Genomic DNA, 19,697 nt, shown 5'->3' with positions numbered 1-19,697 from the left:
ACGTAGCGGAGGCGTTGATGCCCACCAGCCGTACCGGCAGGCCGCCCGTGCAGCGGGCGTCCCGGCGTCCCACCGTTTCCCGGCCCGCGCGCGAGAACCCCGTACAACGGCTCTACACGCGCGCGCGAAAGGCCTGGGACCGGCCGCTGACCGCCTACTACCTGATCCTCGGCGGAAGTGCGCTGATCACCGTGCTCGGTCTGGTGATGGTGTACTCGGCCTCCCAGATCACGGCCCTGCAGATGTCGCTGCCGGGATCCTTCTTCTTCCGCAAACAGTTCCTGGCCGCCGTCATCGGTGCCGTGCTGCTGCTGGTCGCCTCCCGGATGCCGGTCAAGCTGCACCGGGCGCTCGCCTACCCGATTCTGGCGGGCGCGGTCTTCCTGATGGCGCTGGTGCAGGTGCCGGGGATAGGGATGTCGGTCAACGGCAACCAGAACTGGATCTCGCTCGGCGGCTCCTTCCAGATCCAGCCCAGCGAGTTCGGCAAGCTCGCCCTCGTGCTGTGGGCGGCCGACCTGCTCGCCCGCAAACAGGACAAGAAGCTACTGACCCAGTGGAAGCACATGCTGGTGCCGCTCGTCCCGGTCGCCTTCCTGCTGCTCGGGCTGATCATGCTCGGCGGCGACATGGGCACGGCGATCATCCTGACGGCGATCCTGTTCGGCCTTCTGTGGCTCGCGGGGGCCCCGACCCGGCTGTTCGTCGGGGTGCTGTCGATCGCCGGGCTGATCGGGATGATCCTCATCAAGACCAGCCCCAACCGCATGGCCCGGCTCGCCTGCATCGGCGCCACCGAGCCCAAGGCGGGGGCCGCCGACTGCTGGCAGGCCGTGCACGGGATCTACGCCCTCGCCTCCGGCGGAATCTTCGGCTCCGGGCTCGGTGCGAGTGTGGAGAAATGGGGCCAACTACCCGAAGCCCACACCGACTTCATCTTCGCCGTCACCGGTGAGGAACTGGGCCTGGCGGGGACGCTGTCGGTACTCGCTCTCTTCGCGGCTCTAGGCTATGCGGGTATCCGCGTGGCCGGACGCACGGAGGACCCCTTCGTGAGGTATGCCGCGGGAGGCGTGACCACCTGGATCACCGCTCAGGCAGTGATCAACATCGGTGCGGTGCTCGGTCTGCTGCCGATCGCCGGTGTCCCGCTCCCGCTGTTCTCCTACGGAGGGTCCGCCCTGCTGCCGACCATGTTCGCCATCGGGCTGCTGATCGCGTTCGCGCGTGACGATCCCGCTGCGCGGATGGCGCTTTCGATGCGGCAACCCCGCTTTGGTAGAAAGCGGGCGGGAGGCGCCGTGCCGGCACGGGGGCCTCGGAGATGGAACACGATGCGACGGCGCGCCCCCTCGGCGCGTACGTCCGGAGAGCGGTGAATTTCGGTGCATGTCGTACTCGCCGGTGGGGGGACCGCCGGCCACATCGAGCCCGCGCTCGCCCTCGCGGACGCCCTGCGCAGGCAGGACCCGACCGTGGGGATCACGGCCCTGGGCACGGAACGGGGCCTGGAGACCAAGCTCGTCCCGCAGCGCGGCTACGAGCTCGCGCTCATCCCGGCCGTGCCGCTGCCCCGCAAGCCCACCCCCGAGCTGATCACCGTCCCGGGCCGGCTGCGCGGCACGATCAAGGCCACCGAGCAGATCCTGGAGCGCACCAAGGCCGACGCCGTCGTGGGCTTCGGCGGCTACGTGGCGCTGCCCGGCTACCTCGCCGCCAAGCGGCTCGGCGTGCCGATCGTGATCCACGAGGCCAACGCCCGCCCCGGCCTCGCCAACAAGATCGGCTCCCGCTACGCCGCCCAGGTCGCGGTCGCCACGCCGGACAGCAAGCTGCGCAACTCCCGCTACATCGGGATCCCGTTGCGCCACACCATCGCCACCCTGGACCGGGCCGCCGCCCGCCCCGAGGCCCGCGCGATGTTCGGCCTCGACCCCAACCTGCCCACGCTGCTGGTCTCCGGCGGCTCGCAGGGCGCCCGGCGCCTCAACGAGGTCGTCCAGCAGGTCGCGCCCTGGCTCCAGCAGGCCGGGATCCAGATCCTGCACGCGGTCGGCCCGAAGAACGAACTGCCGCACGTGCAGCAGATGCCGGGAATGCCCCCGTACATCCCGGTAAGTTACCTGGACCGGATGGACCTCGCGTACGCCGCGGCCGACATGATGCTCTGCCGCGCGGGCGCGATGACCGTCGCCGAACTCTCCGCCGTCGGGCTCCCGGCCGCCTACGTCCCGCTGCCCATCGGCAACGGCGAACAGCGGCTGAACGCCCAGCCGGTGGTCAAGGCCGGCGGCGGACTGCTGGTCGACGACGCGGAACTGACGCCCGACTGGGTACGGGCGAACGTCCTGCCCGTGCTCGCCGACCCGCACCGGCTGTACGAGATGTCCCGCGCCGCCGCCGAGTTCGGCCGCCGGGACGCCGACGAGCTGCTCGTCGCCATGGTGTACGAGGCGATCGCCTCGCACCGACGCCAGTAGCCAGGAAGAGGGAGTGCGCGTGGCCGGATCGACGACCGCCGAGCGCGGTGAACGCCAGCAGGAGTCGTCCGGCCCGCCTCCCGCCCGGCGGTTGAGGGTGCGTCGGCTTCGTACGATCATCATCCTCGCCGTGGCGCTCGCGCTTCTCTCCGCGGGCGCCGTCTGGCTGTTGTACGGCTCCCAGTGGCTCCGCGTCGAACGCGTGTCGGTCTCGGGAACGTTGGTGCTGACCCCGGAGCAGGTCCGTGAAGCCGCCGACGTCCCGGTCGGCTCGCCGCTGATTTCCGTCGACACCGATGCGATCGAGGCACGACTGCGCCGGAAATTGCCCCGAATTGACTCGGTTGATGTCTCTCGGTCCTGGCCCCATGGAATCGGGCTGAAAGTGACGGAGCGTACTCCGGTTCTGCTTGTCCAAAAGGGCCGAAACTTTGTCGAAGTGGACGATGAAGGTGTCCGATTCGCCACGGTTTCCAAGGCCCCGAAAGGCGTCCCCGCGCTGGAATTGGCGCTCTCCCGGCCGGACTCCCGCGCCGCGAGCCTGCGCCGCTTCGGAGAGGGCCGGCTCGTACGTGAAGCGGTGCTGGTGGCGGGCGACATCCCGGTCGACGTCGCGCGCGCGACCCGGTCCGTCAAGGTGCGTTCCTACGACGACATCTCACTGGAGTTGAGGGGCGGTCGCACCGTCGCGTGGGGGAGCAGCGAGAAGGGTGCCGCGAAGGCCCGTACGCTCACCGCTCTCATGAAAGCCGCCCCCGATGCGCGGCACTTCGACGTCAGCGTTCCCACCGCCCCTGCGTCAGCGGGGAGTTGACGCACATCAGCGCAGGCCAGCACCCTGGTTGGGCACTGCTACGGCTGATCACATAGGGTGAAAAGAAAAACGGGAGGTTCGGCGTGTTCGTTGAACGTGCGCCACTTGTCGACTTAGTGTCCTGTTCAGAAGACTCCAGGGAACAGACACACTGGTAACCCTAAACTTCAGCGTTAGGGTTCGGGTCGGCGCTACGGACCGTCCCATTCGGCATCAGTCGGCGGATCGCGAGGCAGCAGTGCTTCGGCGGTCCGACGACACGTAACTCGAGGCGAGAGGCCTTCGACGTGGCAGCACCGCAGAACTACCTCGCAGTCATCAAAGTCATCGGTGTCGGCGGCGGTGGTGTCAATGCCATCAACCGGATGATCGAGGTCGGTCTCAAGGGCGTCGAGTTCATCGCCATCAACACCGACGCGCAGGCGCTGTTGATGAGCGACGCCGACGTCAAGCTCGACGTCGGCCGCGAACTCACCCGCGGACTCGGCGCCGGCGCCAACCCGGCCGTCGGCCGCAAGGCCGCCGAGGATCACCGCGAGGAGATCGAGGAGGTCCTCAAGGGGGCCGACATGGTCTTCGTGACGGCCGGTGAAGGCGGCGGCACCGGCACCGGCGGCGCGCCCGTCGTGGCCAACATCGCCCGCTCGCTTGGCGCCCTCACCATCGGCGTGGTCACCCGCCCGTTCACCTTCGAGGGCCGGCGCCGCGCCAACCAGGCCGAGGACGGCATCGCGGAGCTCCGCGAAGAGGTCGACACCCTCATCGTCATCCCCAACGACCGGCTGCTGTCCATCTCGGACCGCCAGGTCTCGGTGCTCGACGCCTTCAAGTCGGCCGACCAGGTCCTGCTCTCCGGTGTCCAGGGCATCACCGACCTCATCACCACGCCCGGTCTGATCAACCTCGACTTCGCCGACGTCAAGTCGGTCATGTCCGAGGCCGGTTCGGCGCTCATGGGCATCGGCTCGGCGCGCGGCGACGACCGCGCGGTGGCCGCCGCCGAGATGGCGATCTCCTCGCCGCTGCTCGAGGCGTCCATCGACGGCGCCCGGGGCGTGCTGCTCTCCATCTCCGGCGGCAGCGACCTCGGCCTGTTCGAGATCAACGAAGCGGCCCAGCTCGTCAGCGAGGCCGCCCACCCCGAGGCCAACATCATCTTCGGCGCGGTCATCGACGACGCCCTCGGCGACGAGGTCCGCGTCACCGTGATCGCCGCCGGCTTCGACGGGGGCCAGCCGCCCGCCCGCCGCGAGACGGTCATGGGTTCCTCCTCGACCACGGCCCGCCGCGAGGAGCCCACTCCGGCACGGCCGACCGAGAGCCGTCCCTCCTTCGGCTCGCTCGGCAGCGTCACGCCGAAGGAGGACCCGGAGCCCGCGCCCGAGCCGGCCGCCGACATCCCGGTCGCCCCGCCCGTCCCGCCGTCCCGGAGCTACTCGGACAGCGCGGCCGAGGAGCTGGACGTGCCGGACTTCCTGAAGTGATAGGACAGCGCGAGAGCGTGAGCGGCGCGCACTTCGCCTTCACCGACCGGTGGGGCGGGGTGAGCGCCGCTCCGTATGAGGAGCTCAACCTCGGTGGGGCGGTCGGCGACGACCCCCAGGCCGTGGGGACCAACCGCGAACTGGCCGCCAAGTCGCTCGGTCTCGACCCGGCCCGCGTGGTCTGGATGAACCAGGTGCACGGGGCGGACGCCGTGGTGGTCACCGAGCCCTGGGGCGACAACCCGGTGCCCCGGGTCGACGCGGTCGTCACCGCCGAACGCGGTCTCGCCCTCGCCGTCCTCACCGCCGACTGCACGCCGGTGCTGCTCGCCGACCCGGTCGCCGGGATCGTCGCGGCGGCCCACGCGGGCCGGCCCGGCATGGTCGCCGGAGTCGTCCCCGCCGCGCTACGCGCGATGACCGAACTCGGCGCCGATCCCGCCCGGATCGTCGCGCGCACCGGACCGGCCGTCTGCGGACGGTGCTACGAAGTGCCCGAGGAGATGCGCGCCGAGGTCGCCGCCGTCGAACCCGCGGCGCACGCCGAAACGAGTTGGGGCACTCCCGCGGTCGACGTGACCGCCGGAGTGCACGCCCAGCTCGACCGGCTCGGGGTGCGCGACCGGCGGCAGTCGCCGGTGTGCACGCTGGAGTCGGGCGACCACTTCTCGTACCGCCGCGATCGCGCCACGGGGCGACTCGCGGGATATGTCTGGCTGGACTGATGGGGCATGACGGACCGTAAGGACGAACTCGCCGCGAATCTGGCGAAGGTGGAGGAGCGCATCGCCGCCGCGTGCGCGGCCGCCGGGCGGGGGCGGGAAGAGGTGACCCTCATCGTGGTCACCAAGACCTACCCCGCGAGCGATGTGCGGATCCTCTCGGAGCTCGGCGTGCGCCACGTCGCCGAGAACAAGGACCAGGACGCGGCGCCCAAGGCCGCCGAATGCTCGGATCTGCCCCTGACTTGGCACTTCGTTGGTCAATTGCAGACCAATAAGGTGCGATCTGTCGTGGGTTACGCGGATCTCGTGCAGTCCGTCGATCGTTCGAAGTTGGTGACGGCTCTCTCCAAGGAGGCCGTGAAGGCCGAGCGTGAGGTGGGCTGCCTGATCCAGGTCGCCCTCGACGCCGGTTCGAGCGAGCGAGGGGAGCGGGGTGGCGTGGCGCCGGGCGGAATCGAGGAGTTGGCCGATCTCGTGGCCCGGGCACCAAGGTTGCGGCTCGACGGGCTGATGACCGTCGCTCCGCTCACCGGGGAGTACGCGGGGCGCGAACAGGCGGCGTTCGAGCGGTTGATGGATTTGTCGACCGACCTGCGCCGAGCCCATCCGGCTGCGAACATGGTCTCGGCAGGGATGAGTGCGGACCTCGAGCAGGCCGTGGCCGCCGGAGCGACACATGTACGCGTCGGCAGCGCGGTACTCGGAGTCCGCCCCAGGCTCGGGTAACGTCGCCAGGAAGTCGGACCACAGCAGAAAATATGGTCATTACCGCCGAAAGGCGTCATAACGACCTCGTGGATCGCGGGCACTTGGCAGTCGTCAGCCGATCCACCACAGAGCGGAGGACTCAGAGAATGGCCGGCGCGATGCGCAAGATGGCGGTCTACCTCGGCCTCGTGGAGGACGATGGGTACGACGGCCGCGGTTTCGACCCCGACGACGACTTCGAACCGGAACTCGACCCGGAGCCCGAGCGGGACCGCCGACGGCACGAGCCGTCTCATCAGTCACATCAGGCACTTCAGCCTGAAAGGGACGAATCGGTCAGAGTCGTGCAGTCCTCGGTGCCGCGCGACCCGGTGCCCCGATCCTCTTCGCTCGCCGCGGAATCGGTGCGTCCGGCGCGCATCGCGCCCGTGGCATCCATCACACAAGAGCGCGCAAGCCTGGAGAAGAACGCACCGGTGATCATGCCCAAGGTCGTGTCCGAACGAGAGCCTTACCGGATCACCACACTTCACCCCCGGACCTACAACGAGGCCCGTACCATCGGGGAACACTTCCGTGAGGGCACCCCGGTGATCATGAATCTGACTGAGATGGATGACACAGACGCCAAGCGACTTGTCGACTTTGCGGCCGGTTTGGTGTTTGGTCTTCACGGCAGCATCGAGCGGGTGACGCAGAAGGTGTTCCTGTTGTCGCCTGCTAACGTCGATGTCACGGCGGAGGACAAGGCCCGCATCGCAGAGGGCGGGTTCTTCAACCAGAGCTGAGAAGCAACAACCGGAACGAAGTACGGAACAGGGGAGAGGGAAAGACAGACCATGAGCGTGTTCGCGCAGGTGCTCTACATCGCGCTGATGGTGTTCCTCATCGTGCTCATCTTCCGGTTGGTCATGGACTACGTCTTCCAGTTCGCCCGCTCGTGGCAACCCGGCAAGGCGATGGTGGTCGTTCTGGAGGCCACCTACACTGTCACCGATCCACCGTTGAAGCTTCTGCGGCGGTTCATCCCGCCGCTGCGTCTCGGGGGCGTGGCGCTCGACCTGTCCTTCTTCGTGCTGATGATCATCGTCTACATCCTCATCACCGTCACGGGAAACCTGGCGAGGTGACTGTGGACGATACGGTCTTGCCGACTGCCGATGACTACGTTGAGGTGAAGAGATGCCGTTGACCCCCGAGGACGTGCGGAACAAGCAGTTCACGACCGTCCGCCTCCGAGAAGGCTATGACGAGGACGAGGTCGATGCCTTCCTCGACGAGGTCGAAGCCGAACTGACGCGCCTGCTGCGCGAGAACGAGGACCTGCGCGCCAAGCTGGCCGCGGCCACGCGTGCTGCTGCCCAGAACCAGCAGAACATGCGCAAGCCGCCGGAGCAGCAGGACCAGCAGCAGGGTGGCATGCCCGGACAGGGAATGCCGCAGCAGGGTATGCGTGGCCCCGGTCCCGGTGCCCCCGTACCGGCCGGCATATCCGGTCCGCCGCAGCAGCAGATGGGCGGCCCCATGGGTGGCCCGCCCCAGCTGCCGAGCGGTGCCCCGCAGCTGCCCGCCGGTCCCGGCGGTGGCCAGGGCGGCCCGCAGGGTCCCGGTCCGATGGGCCAGGGGCCCATGGGTCAGGGTCCGATGGGCCAGGGCCAGATGGGCCAGGGCACCATGGGCGGTCAGCCGCCCATGCAGCAGCAGATGGGTGGCCCGATGGGCGGCCCCATGGGCGGTCCGATGGGCGGCCCCGGTCAGGGCCCCGGTGGCGACAGCGCCGCCCGAGTCCTCTCGCTGGCCCAGCAGACCGCCGACCAGGCGATCGCCGAGGCCCGCTCCGAGGCCAACAAGATCGTCGGCGAGGCGCGTTCGCGTGCCGAGGGTCTTGAGCGTGACGCCCGTGCCAAGGCCGACGCCCTGGAGCGGGACGCGCAGGAGAAGCACCGCGTCGCGATGGGCTCCCTGGAGTCCGCCCGCGCCACGCTGGAGCGCAAGGTCGAGGACCTGCGCGGCTTCGAGCGCGAGTACCGCACGCGTCTGAAGTCGTACCTCGAGTCGCAGCTGCGTCAGCTGGAGACCCAGGCCGACGACTCGCTGGCCCCGCCGCGCACCCCGGCGACCGCGTCGCTGCCGCCGTCCCCGGCGCCTTCCATGGCTCCGGCCGGTGCGAGCGCCCCGTCGTACGGTGGCAACCCGGGCGGTATGGGCGGCGGTCCTTCGCCGGCCGCTCCGTCCTACGGCGGCCAGCAGCAGATGTCGCCCGCGATGACCCAGCCGATGGCGCCGGTGCGGCCGCAGGGTCCCGGTCCGATGGGCCAGGCTCCCTCGCCCATGCGTGGCTTCCTCATCGACGAGGACGACAACTGACGGCCTCTAGTACGCCTCAGGCGTCGGCAGCGTTCAGGGCGGGGCCCCGGATTTCGATCCGGGGCCCCGCCCTTTTACGCGTGTTGATCACGGTGTCGCGGACACGCTGACACGAAGAAGGCCCGGCTCCCCGCCTCGGGGGACCGGGCCTTCTCCGTCGGTGCTACGCCTTGCGCAGACGGAACGTCAGCGACAGGCCCTCGTCGGTGAACGGGGTGCCGTAGGTGTCGTCCGCCTCGCCCTGGGCGAAGTCGGTCGCGAGGACCTCGTCGGCGATCAGGGACGCTTGCTCGGACAGGGCCGCGAGCACGGCCGGGTCCGTGGAGGTCCAGCGCAGCGCGATGCGGTCGGCCACGTCGAGGCCGCTGTTCTTGCGGGCCTCCTGGATCAGGCGGATCGCGTCACGGGCCAGGCCCGCTCGGCGGAGCTCCTCGGTGATCTCCAGGTCCAGGGCGACCGTCGCGCCGGAGTCGGACGCCACCGACCAGCCCTCGCGCGGGGTCTCCGTGATGATCACCTCGTCGGGGGCGAGCGTGACCGTCTCGCCGTCGACCTCGACCGACGCCGTGCCCTCGCGCAGGGCGAGGGAGAGCGCGGCCGCGTCGGCGTTCGCGACGGCCTTGGCCACGTCCTGGACGCGCTTGCCGAACCGCTTGCCGAGCGCGCGGAAGTTGGCCTTCGCCGTGGTGTCGACCAGGCTGCCGCCGACCTCGGAGAGGGACGCGAGCGAGGACACGTTCAGCTCCTCCGTGATCTGCGCGTGCAGTTCGCGGTCGAGGGCGTCGAAGCCGGTCGCGGCGATGAGCGCCCGGGACAGCGGCTGGCGGGTCTTCACGCCCGACTCCGCGCGCGTGGCCCGGCCCAGCTCGACGAGCCGGCGCACCAGAACCATCTGCTTCGACAGCTCCGGGTCGATGGCGGTCAGGTCCGCCTCCGGCCAGGAGGTCAGGTGCACCGACTCCGGGGCGCCCGGGGTGACCGGCACGACCAGGTCCTGCCAGACCCGCTCGGTGATGAACGGCGTCAGCGGGGCCATCAGCTTGGTGACCGTCTCGACGACCTCGTGCAGGGTGCGCAGCGCGGCCTTGTCGCCCTGCCAGAAGCGGCGCCGGGACCGGCGTACGTACCAGTTGGACAGGTCGTCGACGAACGCCGACAGGAGCTTGCCGGCGCGCTGGGTGTCGTACGCCTCCAGGGACTGGGTCACCTGGTCGGTCAGGGCGTGGAGTTCGGACAGCAGCCAGCGGTCCAGGACCGGGCGGTCGGCGGGGGCCGGGTCCGCCTCGCTGGGCGCCCAGTTCGACGTACGGGCGTACAGGGCCTGGAAGGCGACCGTGTTCCAGTAGGTGAGGAGGGTCTTCCTCACCACCTCCTGGATCGTGCCGTGGCCCACCCGGCGGGCCGCCCAGGGGGAGCCGCCGGCCGCCATGAACCAGCGGACCGCGTCCGCGCCGTGCCGGTCCATCAGCGGGATCGGCTCCAGGGTGTTGCCCAGGTGCTTGGACATCTTGCGGCCGTCCTCGGCGAGGATGTGGCCGAGGCAGACGACGTTCTCGTACGACGACTTGTCGAAGACCAGGGTGCCGACGGCCATCAGTGTGTAGAACCAGCCTCGCGTCTGGTCGATGGCCTCGGAGATGAACTGCGCCGGGTAGCGGGACTCGAACAGTTCCTTGTTCTTGTACGGGTAGCCCCACTGCGCGAACGGCATCGAACCCGAGTCGTACCAGGCGTCGATGACCTCCGGCACGCGCGTGGCCGTCTTCTCGCACTGCGGGCACGCGAAGGTGACGTCGTCGATGAACGGGCGGTGCGGGTCGAGTTCGGAGTGGTCCGTGCCCGTCAGCTCGGTGAGCTCCGCGCGGGAGCCGACGACGGTCAGGTGGTCGTCCTCGCAGCGCCAGATGGGCAGCGGAGTGCCCCAGTAGCGGTTGCGGGACAGCGCCCAGTCGATGTTGTTCTGGAGCCAGTCGCCGAAGCGGCCGTGCTTGACCGTCTCCGGGAACCAGTTGGTGTTCTCGTTCTCCTGGAGGAGGCGGTCCTTGGCGGCGGTGGTGCGGATGTACCAGGAAGGCTGCGCGTAGTAGAGGAGCGCGGTGTGGCAGCGCCAGCAGTGCGGGTAGCTGTGCTCGTACGGGATGTGCCGGAAGAGGAGGCCGCGCTGCTGGAGGTCCTCGGTGAGCTGTTCGTCCGCCTTCTTGAAGAAGACGCCGCCCACGAGGGGGACGTCCTCCTCGAAGGTGCCGTCGGGGCGGACCGGGTTCACCACGGGCAGGCCGTAGGCGCGGCAGACCTTGAGGTCGTCCTCACCGAAGGCGGGGGACTGGTGGACCAGGCCCGTACCGTCCTCGGTCGTGACGTACTCGGCGTTGACCACGTAATGGGCCGGCTCCGGGAACTCCACGAGCTCGAACGGACGTTGATAGGTCCAGCGCTCCATCTCGGCGCCCGTGAAGGACTGGCCGGTGGTCTCCCAGCCCTCGCCGAGCGCCTTGGCGAGCAGCGGCTCGGCGACGACGAGCTTCTCCTCGCCATTGGTGGCGACGACGTAGGTGACCTCCGGGTGCGCGGCGACCGCCGTGTTGGACACCAGGGTCCAGGGGGTCGTCGTCCACACCAGGAGCGCGGCCTCGCCGGCGAGCGGACCGGAGGTGAGCGGGAAACGGACGTACACGGACGGGTCCACGACCGTCTCGTAGCCCTGCGCCAGCTCGTGGTCGGAGAGACCGGTGCCGCAGCGCGGACACCAGGGGGCGACGCGGTGGTCCTGGACCAGCAGGCCCTTGTTGAAGATCTCCTTCAGCGACCACCAGACGGACTCGATGTACTCGGGGTCCATCGTGCGGTAGGGGTCCTGGAGGTCGGTCCAGTAGCCCATGCGGGTCGTGAGCGCCTCGAAGGCGTCGGTGTGGCGGGTCACGGACTCGCGGCACTTGGCGTTGAACTCGGCGATGCCGTACGCCTCGATGTCCTTCTTGCCGCTGAAGCCGAGCTCCTTCTCGACCGCCAGTTCCACCGGGAGGCCGTGGCAGTCCCAGCCCGCCTTGCGCGCCACGTGGTAGCCGCGCATGGTGCGGAAGCGGGGGAAGACGTCCTTGAAGACGCGGGCCTCGATGTGGTGGGCGCCCGGCATGCCGTTGGCGGTGGGCGGGCCCTCGTAGAACACCCACTCGGGGCGGCCCTCGGACTGCTCCAGGGTCTTGGCGAAGATCTTCTGCTCGCGCCAGAAGTCGAGCACCGCGTGCTCGAGCGCGGGCAGGTCGACCTGGGCGGGCACCTGGCGGTACTGCGTCATCAGTCTTCCTCCGGCGGATGTGCTGCCTTCCGTCCGGAGGGACGAGAGCCGTGTCTTTCCGTACGCCGGTATCGGCGCGCTCCCGCGGTACCACCCTCCTTGGCCCGCCGCCGCCCGGTGTGCGTCGGTGAGCCCCCTCATTGGGGTCGCGATGCCGGGTCTACGGCCCTGTGGGGGCTTTCTTCCGGCGGCTCCGGGGTGATCTTCACGTCGCGCTCGCCCCCGGGCTCCCACCGTCCCCGGGTCGCTCTGGGCTGCGTACGCCGCTACTCGTCCCCATCCACGCTTTTCGCTCCGCCCAGTGTACGGCGCCGCGAGGACAGCGGCCGACCGGTTTTCCGGGGCCGGGCGCGGTGGCCGCGGCAGGGCCGGGAGTGACCCGAATGGAGCGGCACGGCTGTTCGGATCCTGGGACGGACGGTCCGGCGGATTACCCGGCGGGGAGCTGGGCACAACGCATGCATGCTTCCCGCCCCGCGCGCGTGGGGCGGGCGAATCGGGCGGCGTGCCCCGTTGCCGCGGGACTCAAGTCGATTTATCGTCCCAGCACGATTCGCGAGCAAGATCACAATATGTGAAGGGGCCGCGGCATGGTGGCGAAGAAGACCGCCGTACAGCAGTCGGCGTCGGGCCGGTCCAGCCATGCCCGTGCCTCCGGTGGCGAGGCCAAGGACGCGGGCGGGAAGAAGAGCACGCGCGGGGCGTCGTCCGGGGCGGCGGCGTCGTCCTCGTCGTCCGGGTCCTCCGGCAAGGGCGTGGCGGCCAAGGCCGTGAAGGCGGTCGGGGCGGCGGCGAAGAGCGTCGCGAAGAAGGCCGCCGTCAAGAGCACGCGTGCGCGTGCCGGGAAGGCCGTGGCCAAGAAGGAGGCGCCCCGGAGGGCGAGCGGTGCCGAGAAGGCCACGGCGTCCGGTGGGCGTACAGCCGGGGGAGGGGAGGCCTCGGTCGGGAGACGGGCGGCCGAACCGCCTGTCGGTGGCACGGCGGAGAGCACCAAGGGCGTCGGCAAGGCCTCGGTCACCAAGCAGGCCGCGGTCTCGAAGAAGGCTCCCCGCAAGAAGGCGCCAGGCAAGAAAGCGCCAGGCAAGAAGGCGGTCTCGAAGAAAGCGGCCGCCAAGAAGGCTCCGGTCGCCGAGAAGGCGGTCGGTGAGGAGTCTGCGGTCGCCAAGAAGGCCTCGGCGACGAAGAAGAAGGCGGTCACGAAGAAGAGCGCGGTCACGAAGAAGAGCGCGGCCATGAGGACGGCCGCGGCGAAGAGCGCCGCCAAGAGCACGGCTGCGACCGAGGCCGCGGGGAAGAAGACGGCCGTGAAGGACACCGCGGTCGAGGAGACGGTCGCCACGGAGGCCGGTGTCCCGCAGGGGGACGCCGGGCAGGGCACCTCCGGGAAGAGCAAGAGCACGGCCCACAAGGCGGGCGCGGCCGAGGCCGCGAAGAAGACGGGAGCCACGACGGTGGTTGCGAAGAAGACCCCTGGCACGGCCACAGCGGCGAAGACCGCCCTACCCAGCGCGCGTGTCGCCGCGGTGGAGCCCGGCGAACTCGCGGTGCGCCCCGGTGAGGACCCGTGGACGCCCGAGGAGGTCGAGGAGGCCCGCGCGGAGCTGACGGCCGAGGCTCTGCGGCTGCGCACCGAGATCTCCACGTCCGAGGAGTCCCTGGTGGGGCTCATGCGGGACTCCGGGGACGGCGCGGGCGACGACCAGGCCGACACCGGCACGAAGAACATCACGCGCGAGCACGAGATGGCCCTCGCGGCCAACGCGCGCGAGATGCTCCTGCAGACCGAGCGCGCCCTGGGGCGGCTGGACGCCGGCACCTACGGACTGTGCGAGAACTGCGGCAATCCCATCGGCAAGGCGCGGATGCAGGCCTTCCCGCGCGCGACCCTGTGCGTGGAGTGCAAGCAGAAGCAGGAACGCCGGTACTGAGGGTCCTCGGGGGCGTGTCGTACCCTCGTCCTCAGTCAGGTACCTAGGTCGAGGGACTCACGTGACAGAGGCGGAGCGCATCATCGGTACGCCGGATACCCCAGGGGCGGCGGGGGCCGAGCCGGAGCAGGACCAGACGGCGCGGCCCCGGGGCAGGCGCCGTATCGCGGTGCTGTTCACGGTGGCCGCCTTCGCGTACGCCCTCGACCTGGTCAGCAAGATGATCGTGGTCGCCAGGCTGGAGCACCACGAGCCGATCGAGATCATCGGGGACTGGCTGAAGTTCGAGGCGATCCGCAACGCGGGCGCGGCCTTCGGCTTCGGCGAGGCCTTCACGGTGATCTTCACCGTGATCGCGGCCGCCGTGATCGTGGTCATCGCCCGGCTCGCCCGCAAGCTCTACAGCCTGCCCTGGGCGATCGCGCTCGGGCTGCTGCTCGGAGGGGCGCTCGGCAATCTCACCGACCGGCTCTTCCGCTCGCCCGGCGTCTTCGAGGGCGCGGTCGTGGACTTCATCGCGCCCAAGCACTTCGCCGTCTTCAACCTCGCCGACTCGGCGATCGTGTGCGGCGGCATCCTGATCGTGCTGCTGTCCTTCAAGGGCCTCGACCCGGACGGGACCGTCCACAAGGACTGAGCCCCGGTTTTCCACAGGCTCGTTCGGGGCTGTCTCACCCGTCCGGCATACTCGACGGGTGAGCACCATTCCCGAGATCCGCACCCTGCCCGTGCCCGACGGCCTGGAGGGCGAGCGCGTCGACGCCGCCATCTCCCGCATGTTCGGCTTCTCCCGTACCAAGGCGGCCGAGCTCGCCGCCTCGGGGAAGGTCACGGTCGACGGGTCGGTGGTCGGGAAGTCCGAGCGGGTGCACGGCGGGGCCTGGCTGGAGGTCGAGATGCCGCAGGCGCCCGCGCCCGTGCAGATCGTCGCCGAGCCGGTCGAGGGCATGGAGATCGTCCATGACGACGACGACGTGGTCGTGATCGTCAAGCCGGTCGGCGTGGCCGCGCACCCCTCACCGGGCTGGACCGGGACGACCGTGATCGGTGGGCTCGCCGCCGCCGGGTACCGCATCTCGACCTCCGGGGCCGCCGAGCGCCAGGGCATCGTGCACCGGCTCGACGTGGGCACCTCGGGGCTGATGGTCGTGGCCAAGTCGGAGCGGGCGTACACCTCGCTCAAGCGGCAGTTCAAGGAGCGCACGGTCGACAAGCGGTACCACACGCTCGTCCAGGGCCACCCGGACCCGACGAGCGGCACGATCGACGCGCCCATCGGCCGGCATCCCAACCACGACTACAAGTGGGCGGTCACCGCCGAGGGCAAGCCGTCCGTCACGCACTACGACCTCATCGAGGCGTTCCGCGCGGCCTCGCTGCTCGACGTGAAGCTGGAGACCGGGCGCACCCACCAGATCCGCGTCCACATGGCGGCCCACCGCCACCCCTGCGTCGGCGACCTGACGTACGGCGCCGACCCGACGCTCGCCAAGCGGCTGCGCCTGACCCGGCAGTGGCTGCACGCGGTGCGGCTCGGCTTCGAGCACCCCGGGGACGGCGAGTGGGTGGAGTTCGCCAGCGACTACCCGGACGACCTCCAGCAGGCCCTGGACCTGGTGCGTGAGGAGACCTACGGGTGAGCACGCACGCGTACGAGGTGCGGGTCGCCGAGGACCCCGCCGACCGTGAGGCCTGCTTCACCGTGCGCAAGGAGGTCTTCGTCGGCGAGCAGGGCGTGCCCGAGGACATCGAGTACGACGCCTACGACGCCGTGGCCCTGCATGTGCTGGCCGTGCGGGAGGACGGGGTGCCGCTCGGGACCGGGCGCCTGCTGTTCGGCGAGGCGGCTGCCGGGAAGACCGGCGGTGACGTGTCCGTGGGCTCGCTGGGGCGGCTCGCGGTGACGCGGGAGGCGCGCGGGCTCGGGGTCGGGGTCGCGCTCGTGCGGGCCGTCGAGGAGGCGGCACGCGCGCGTGGGCTGACGGCCGTGGATCTGCACGCCCAGACGCACGCGCTGGGGTTCTACGAGCGGCTGGGGTACGTGGCGTACGGACCGGAGTTCCCGGACGCGGGGATACCGCACCGGGCCATGCGACGCGTTCTGTGAGGTTCGGCGGGAGCGGCGGTCGGGAGGGTTCGGGCGTTTTGCGGGCAGACTGAAGTGATAGATGTTCTGTCGATCTGCCCGGAGTTCTGACCGTGGATCAGTTGGCCCTGTTGTTCGTGTTGTTGCTGGGGGCTCTGATCAGTGTCCCGGTGGGGGACCGGTTCGGTTTGCCGGCGCCGGTGCTGATGACGCTGCTCGGCATAGTGCTCGCGGTGCTGGACTTCGTACCGAATGTCGACATCCCGCCGGACCTGATCCTGCCCATCCTGCTGCCGCCCCTTCTCTACGCGGCGGTGCGGCGCACTTCCTGGCGGCAGTTCGCGGCCAACAAACGGCCGATCTTCCTGCTCGCCGTCGCGCTCGTGTTCGTGACGACCCTGTGCGTCGCCGTCGTCGCCCACGCGATCGTGCCGGGGCTGCCGATCGCCGCCGCCGTCGCGCTCGGCGCGCTGGTCGCGCCGCCGGACCCGGTCGCCGCGACCGCCGTCGCGGGCCAACTCGGGCTGCCCCGCAGGCTGGTGTCCATCCTGGAGGGCGAGGGGCTCTTCAACGACGTGACGGCGATCGTGCTCTACCACGTGGCCGTCGCCGCGGCCGTCAGCGGCTCGTTCACGGCGGGGGAGGCCGGCCTGGAGCTCGTGCTCTCCGCGGTCGTCGCCGTCGCCGTGGGGCTCGCGCTGGGCTGGGGCGCCAACAAGCTGATGGACCTGCTGGGTGACGCCACCCTCCAGATCGGGCTGACGGTGCTCGTGCCGTACGCCTCCTACGTCCTCGCCGAGGAGCTCCACGGCTCCGGTGTGCTCGCCGTGCTGACCACCGCCCTGTTCCTCGCCGAGTACGGCACCGACGCCGACGACGTGATGACCCGGCTGGCCGGGCACACCTTCTGGGACATCGTCGACACGCTGGTCACCGGCGTGGCCTTCGGGCTCATCGGGCTCGAACTGCACAACGCGATCCGGACCGCGTCCGGGCGCTGGGGCGAGATGCTCGGCTGGGCCGCGGCGATCGTCGCCGTGGTCGTCCTCGTACGGCTGGCGTGGCTGATGCCGGCCACCTGGCTCACCAAGCGGATGCACGCGAAACGGGACTACGACGAGGAGATCCCTACCAGTTGGCGGGAGACCGTCATCATGTGGTGGTCCGGGATGCGGGGCGTGGCGTCGGTGGCGCTGGCCCTCGCCATTCCGCTGGAGACCGACTCGGGGGCGGGCTTCCCCGACCGGGACGAGATCATCTTCATCGCGTTCGGGGTGATCATGGCCACCCTCGTGCTCCAGGGGCTGACCCTGCCGTGGCTGGTGAAGCGGCTGGGGGTGCGGGCCGACACCGAGCGGGAGAAGGAGTTCGAGAAGGTCCTCGCCGTCCGGGCGGCGAAGGCGGCCAAGCGGCGGCTGCGGGAGATCGAGACCGTCGAGGAACTGCCGGAGGAGCTGTCCGAGCAGATGCAGCGGCGGGCGTTCGAGATCGGTGTGCGGATCTCTCCCGAGATGGGCGACGAGGAGCGGCGCGAGGCGCGGCGGCGGCTGAAGCGGGTGCGGCGCATCCACGGCGAGATGCTGAGCGCGGCACGGCACGAGGTGCTGGCGGCGCGGAGCGAACCGGGGGCCGACCCCGAGGTCGTGGACCGGGTGCTGCGGCACCTGGACGTCCGTAGCCTGCGGTGAGTTCACGGCACACCCGGGTGAACTCCACAAGCTGATGTTTGTAGGCTGCAGTTATGGCTCGCAACGTAGTGATCAGCGGTGGAGGAACGGGAATCGGGCTCGCGGCGGCGCAGGTGTTCGCCGCGGAAGGGGACCGGGTGCTGCTGCTCGGGCGGCGCGCCGGGGTGCTGGAGAAGGCCGGGGTGCCCGGGGCGCTGACGTACGCCGCCGATCTCGGTGACGTCGACCAGGTGCGCGGGGTCGTCGGGTTCGTGGGGCGTGAACTCGGGACCGTGGATGTGCTCATCCACAGCGCCGGGGGAACCGGCCAGCTCGAACCGCCCGTCGACAGCTCCGACCCGCTCGACGCCGTCGCCCACAACTGGACCGTGAACTTCCGGCTCAATCTGCTGACCGCGGCCCTGCTCACCGAGGGACTCAAGGACCGGCTCGCCTCACCGGGCGGGCGGGTGCTGTTCGTCAGCTCCATCGCCGCGTACCGGGGGTCCGGGAGCGGGGCGTACGGCGCGGCGAAGGCGGGGCTGCATCCGTACGCCCATGATCTCGCGCGGGAGTTGGGGCCGCGGGGGATCACGGCGAACGTGGTGGCGCCGGGTTACATCGAGGACACGGAGTTCTTCGGCCCGGCCATTGATCCCGCTCGGCGGGAGCGGCTTGTCGGTGACACGTTGAATGGGCGGGCCGGGACGCCGGGGGACGTCGCGGCCACGCTGCACTGGCTGGCGTCGGCTGGGGCCGGGCATGTGACTTCTCAGGTCGTGCAGGTCAATGGTGGTGCTGAGCGCGGGAGGTGACGGGGGCTGCGCGCGGCCGTTGGCGGGTGCGGGTCCGTCGTGGCCGGTCGCGCCCGCGCGGCGGTAGCCGCAGATTCAACACAGCCCCGCGCCCCTGGGCGGGTTCGGGGAACCCGCGCGACCATGTGCCGTCAGCCTCGGCCCGTTCGCGGGGGCTCGCTCGGGCCGCCGACGGTCGCGCCGTCGGAGTGGTGGCCGTTCCGTCGGTCGCCGTCCCGCCGGAAACCCGGCGCCAGCGTCGCGTCCGCCGTGTTCACACGCGGCAGGGCGTACGGGTGGTTGTCGGTGAGCCAGCGGATCATCTGCTCGCGGACCGTGACCCTCACCGTCCAGATGTCGTCGGCGTCCTTGGCGGTCACCAGCGCACGCACCTGCATGGTGTTCGGGGTGGTGTCGGTGACGGCGAGGCCGTAGTCACGGCCGTCCCAGGCCGGGCACTCGCGCAGGATGTCCCGCAGCCGCTCGCGCATCAGCTCGACCGGGGCGGTGTGATCGACGTGCCAGTAGACGATGCCGGTCATCTGCGGGGTGCCGCGCGACCAGTTCTCGAACGGCTTCGAGGTGAAGTACGACACCGGCATGGTGATCCGGCGCTCGTCCCAGGTGCGGACCGTCAGGAAGGTCAGGGTGATCTCCTCGACGGTGCCCCACTCGCCGTCCACCACCACGGTGTCGCCGATGCGCACCATGTCGCCGAAGGCGATCTGCAGCCCGGCGAACATGTTGCTCAGCGTCGACTGGGCGGCCACACCGGCGACGATGCCGAGGATTCCGGCCGAGGCCAGCAGGGAGGCACCGGCCGCGCGCATCGCCGGGAAGGTCAGCAGCATCGCGGCCACCGCCACCACGCCCACGGTCGCGGCGACCACCCGCATGATCAACGTCACCTGGGTGCGCACCCGGCGGACCCGGGCGGCGTCGTGGTGGGCACGCGCGTAACGGCTGTACGTCGTCTCGACTATGGCCGCCGCTATTCGGATCACCAGCCAGGCGGTCGCCCCGATCAGGACCAGCGTCAGCGTCTGCCCGACGCCGGCGCTGTGCCGTTGCAGCACCCTCGCCTCGTCATACGCTCCTCTCAGCATCGCCGCGCACAGCACGAGCATGTAGGGGATGCGGCCACGGCGCAGCAGACCCCACATGGGGGTCTCGCTGTGCCGCTCGTCGGCCTTGCGCAGCAGAAGGTCGGTGGCCCAGCCGATCAGCAGCGTGAGCAGCACCGAGCCGCCGACCACGATCAGTGGGCGGAGTACGTTCTCCATGACCCCGAACCTAACCGGCCCGGCGGGGGCATGAACATGTGACTTCCGCCGCGAAGTGGGTACGGC

At 70.2% G+C, this 19,697-nt stretch carries 17 protein-coding genes; 15 read left to right on the top strand and 2 right to left on the bottom strand.

Features of this window, described 5'->3' with window-relative positions; genetic code table 11:
* Window positions 1–17 precede the first annotated feature (17 nt).
* From ftsW to ABZ098_RS01815, 9 genes are all read left to right on the top strand, one after another.
* Window positions 18–1,379 (top strand): putative lipid II flippase FtsW, encoded by a 1,362-nt coding sequence (gene ftsW, locus ABZ098_RS01855; RefSeq protein ID WP_356586220.1) that lies wholly within the window; start codon window positions 18–20, stop codon window positions 1,377–1,379.
* A 6-nt stretch (window positions 1,380–1,385) separates the two neighbouring features.
* Window positions 1,386–2,480, top strand: coding sequence for an undecaprenyldiphospho-muramoylpentapeptide beta-N-acetylglucosaminyltransferase (murG, locus tag ABZ098_RS01850; protein WP_356586218.1), 1,095 nt, complete (start codon window positions 1,386–1,388; stop codon window positions 2,478–2,480).
* Window positions 2,481–2,499: 19 nt separating this feature from the next.
* Window positions 2,500–3,294 (top strand): FtsQ-type POTRA domain-containing protein, encoded by a 795-nt coding sequence (locus ABZ098_RS01845; RefSeq protein ID WP_356586217.1) that lies wholly within the window; start codon window positions 2,500–2,502, stop codon window positions 3,292–3,294.
* Window positions 3,295–3,581: 287 nt separating this feature from the next.
* On the top strand, window positions 3,582–4,778 hold the full coding sequence (gene ftsZ, locus ABZ098_RS01840) for a cell division protein FtsZ (RefSeq protein WP_356586215.1): 1,197 nt from the start codon (window positions 3,582–3,584) through the stop codon (window positions 4,776–4,778).
* Window positions 4,775–5,503, top strand: coding sequence for a peptidoglycan editing factor PgeF (gene pgeF / locus ABZ098_RS01835; protein WP_356586213.1), 729 nt, complete (start codon window positions 4,775–4,777; stop codon window positions 5,501–5,503). The genes ftsZ and pgeF overlap by 4 nt, the downstream gene beginning before the upstream one ends.
* 6 nt (window positions 5,504–5,509) lie before the next feature.
* Window positions 5,510–6,229, top strand: a complete 720-nt coding sequence (locus ABZ098_RS01830; protein ID WP_356586211.1) for a YggS family pyridoxal phosphate-dependent enzyme — start codon at window positions 5,510–5,512, stop codon at window positions 6,227–6,229.
* Window positions 6,230–6,357: 128 nt separating this feature from the next.
* Window positions 6,358–6,999, top strand: coding sequence for a cell division protein SepF (gene sepF, locus ABZ098_RS01825; protein ID WP_007381413.1), 642 nt, complete (start codon window positions 6,358–6,360; stop codon window positions 6,997–6,999).
* A gap of 51 nt (window positions 7,000–7,050) precedes the next feature.
* On the top strand, window positions 7,051–7,341 hold the full coding sequence (locus ABZ098_RS01820; RefSeq protein ID WP_356586209.1) for a YggT family protein: 291 nt from the start codon (window positions 7,051–7,053) through the stop codon (window positions 7,339–7,341).
* A gap of 52 nt (window positions 7,342–7,393) precedes the next feature.
* Complete coding sequence (locus tag ABZ098_RS01815) at window positions 7,394–8,578, top strand: DivIVA domain-containing protein (protein WP_356586207.1); 1,185 nt, start codon at window positions 7,394–7,396, stop codon at window positions 8,576–8,578.
* A 163-nt stretch (window positions 8,579–8,741) separates the two neighbouring features.
* Here the strand turns inward: ABZ098_RS01815 and ileS are convergent, their stop codons facing one another.
* Window positions 8,742–11,873: an isoleucine--tRNA ligase gene (gene ileS / locus ABZ098_RS01810; protein ID WP_356586205.1), complete on the bottom strand. Its 3,132-nt coding sequence runs from the start codon at window positions 11,871–11,873 to the stop codon at window positions 8,742–8,744.
* 590 nt (window positions 11,874–12,463) lie between these two features.
* Here ileS and ABZ098_RS01805 point away from each other — a divergent pair.
* The 6 genes from ABZ098_RS01805 (at window position 12,464) to ABZ098_RS01780 (ending at window position 18,369) form a co-directional block, all read left to right on the top strand.
* Complete coding sequence (locus ABZ098_RS01805) at window positions 12,464–13,801, top strand: TraR/DksA C4-type zinc finger protein (RefSeq protein WP_356586203.1); 1,338 nt, start codon at window positions 12,464–12,466, stop codon at window positions 13,799–13,801.
* A gap of 61 nt (window positions 13,802–13,862) precedes the next feature.
* Window positions 13,863–14,438: a signal peptidase II gene (lspA, locus tag ABZ098_RS01800; protein ID WP_356586201.1), complete on the top strand. Its 576-nt coding sequence runs from the start codon at window positions 13,863–13,865 to the stop codon at window positions 14,436–14,438.
* Between the two features lie 58 nt (window positions 14,439–14,496).
* Window positions 14,497–15,441, top strand: a complete 945-nt coding sequence (locus ABZ098_RS01795; protein ID WP_356586200.1) for an RluA family pseudouridine synthase — start codon at window positions 14,497–14,499, stop codon at window positions 15,439–15,441.
* Complete coding sequence (locus ABZ098_RS01790) at window positions 15,438–15,908, top strand: GNAT family N-acetyltransferase (protein ID WP_356586198.1); 471 nt, start codon at window positions 15,438–15,440, stop codon at window positions 15,906–15,908. Before ABZ098_RS01795 ends, ABZ098_RS01790 begins: the two co-directional genes overlap by 4 nt.
* Before the next feature lie 92 nt (window positions 15,909–16,000).
* Window positions 16,001–17,575 (top strand): Na+/H+ antiporter, encoded by a 1,575-nt coding sequence (locus tag ABZ098_RS01785; protein WP_356586196.1) that lies wholly within the window; start codon window positions 16,001–16,003, stop codon window positions 17,573–17,575.
* Between the two features lie 53 nt (window positions 17,576–17,628).
* A complete protein-coding gene (locus tag ABZ098_RS01780; protein WP_356586194.1) occupies window positions 17,629–18,369 on the top strand; it encodes an SDR family oxidoreductase in 741 nt (246 codons plus the stop codon).
* Between the two features lie 131 nt (window positions 18,370–18,500).
* Here ABZ098_RS01780 and ABZ098_RS01775 read toward each other — a convergent pair whose 3' ends face one another.
* The gene (locus ABZ098_RS01775; RefSeq protein ID WP_356586192.1) at window positions 18,501–19,631 is read right to left on the bottom strand and encodes a mechanosensitive ion channel domain-containing protein; all 1,131 of its coding nucleotides are present in this window, start codon (window positions 19,629–19,631) and stop codon (window positions 18,501–18,503) included.
* Window positions 19,632–19,697: the final 66 nt, after the last annotated feature.

This window comes from Streptomyces sp. NPDC006335 (assembly GCF_040612795.1).
Lineage (GTDB): Bacteria > Actinomycetota > Actinomycetes > Streptomycetales > Streptomycetaceae > Streptomyces.
The sequence above is the reverse complement of the archived record's forward strand: the minus strand, read 5'-3'. Positions and strand labels throughout refer to the sequence as shown.

Excerpts from the sequence above, each read along its gene's own strand:
- ileS (WP_356586205.1), bottom strand. The coding sequence starts at position 11,873 with ATGACGCAGTACCGCCAGGTGCCCGCCCAGGTCGACCTGCCCGCGCTC.
- ABZ098_RS01775 (WP_356586192.1), bottom strand. The coding sequence starts at position 19,631 with ATGGAGAACGTACTCCGCCCACTGATCGTGGTCGGCGGCTCGGTGCTG.
- ABZ098_RS01830 (WP_356586211.1), top strand. The coding sequence starts at position 5,510 with ATGACGGACCGTAAGGACGAACTCGCCGCGAATCTGGCGAAGGTGGAG.
- ABZ098_RS01805 (WP_356586203.1), top strand. The coding sequence starts at position 12,464 with ATGGTGGCGAAGAAGACCGCCGTACAGCAGTCGGCGTCGGGCCGGTCC.
- ABZ098_RS01815 (WP_356586207.1), top strand. The coding sequence starts at position 7,394 with ATGCCGTTGACCCCCGAGGACGTGCGGAACAAGCAGTTCACGACCGTC.
- sepF (WP_007381413.1), top strand. The coding sequence starts at position 6,358 with ATGGCCGGCGCGATGCGCAAGATGGCGGTCTACCTCGGCCTCGTGGAG.
- ABZ098_RS01780 (WP_356586194.1), top strand. The coding sequence starts at position 17,629 with ATGGCTCGCAACGTAGTGATCAGCGGTGGAGGAACGGGAATCGGGCTC.
- ABZ098_RS01820 (WP_356586209.1), top strand. The coding sequence starts at position 7,051 with ATGAGCGTGTTCGCGCAGGTGCTCTACATCGCGCTGATGGTGTTCCTC.
- ftsW (WP_356586220.1), top strand. The coding sequence starts at position 18 with ATGCCCACCAGCCGTACCGGCAGGCCGCCCGTGCAGCGGGCGTCCCGG.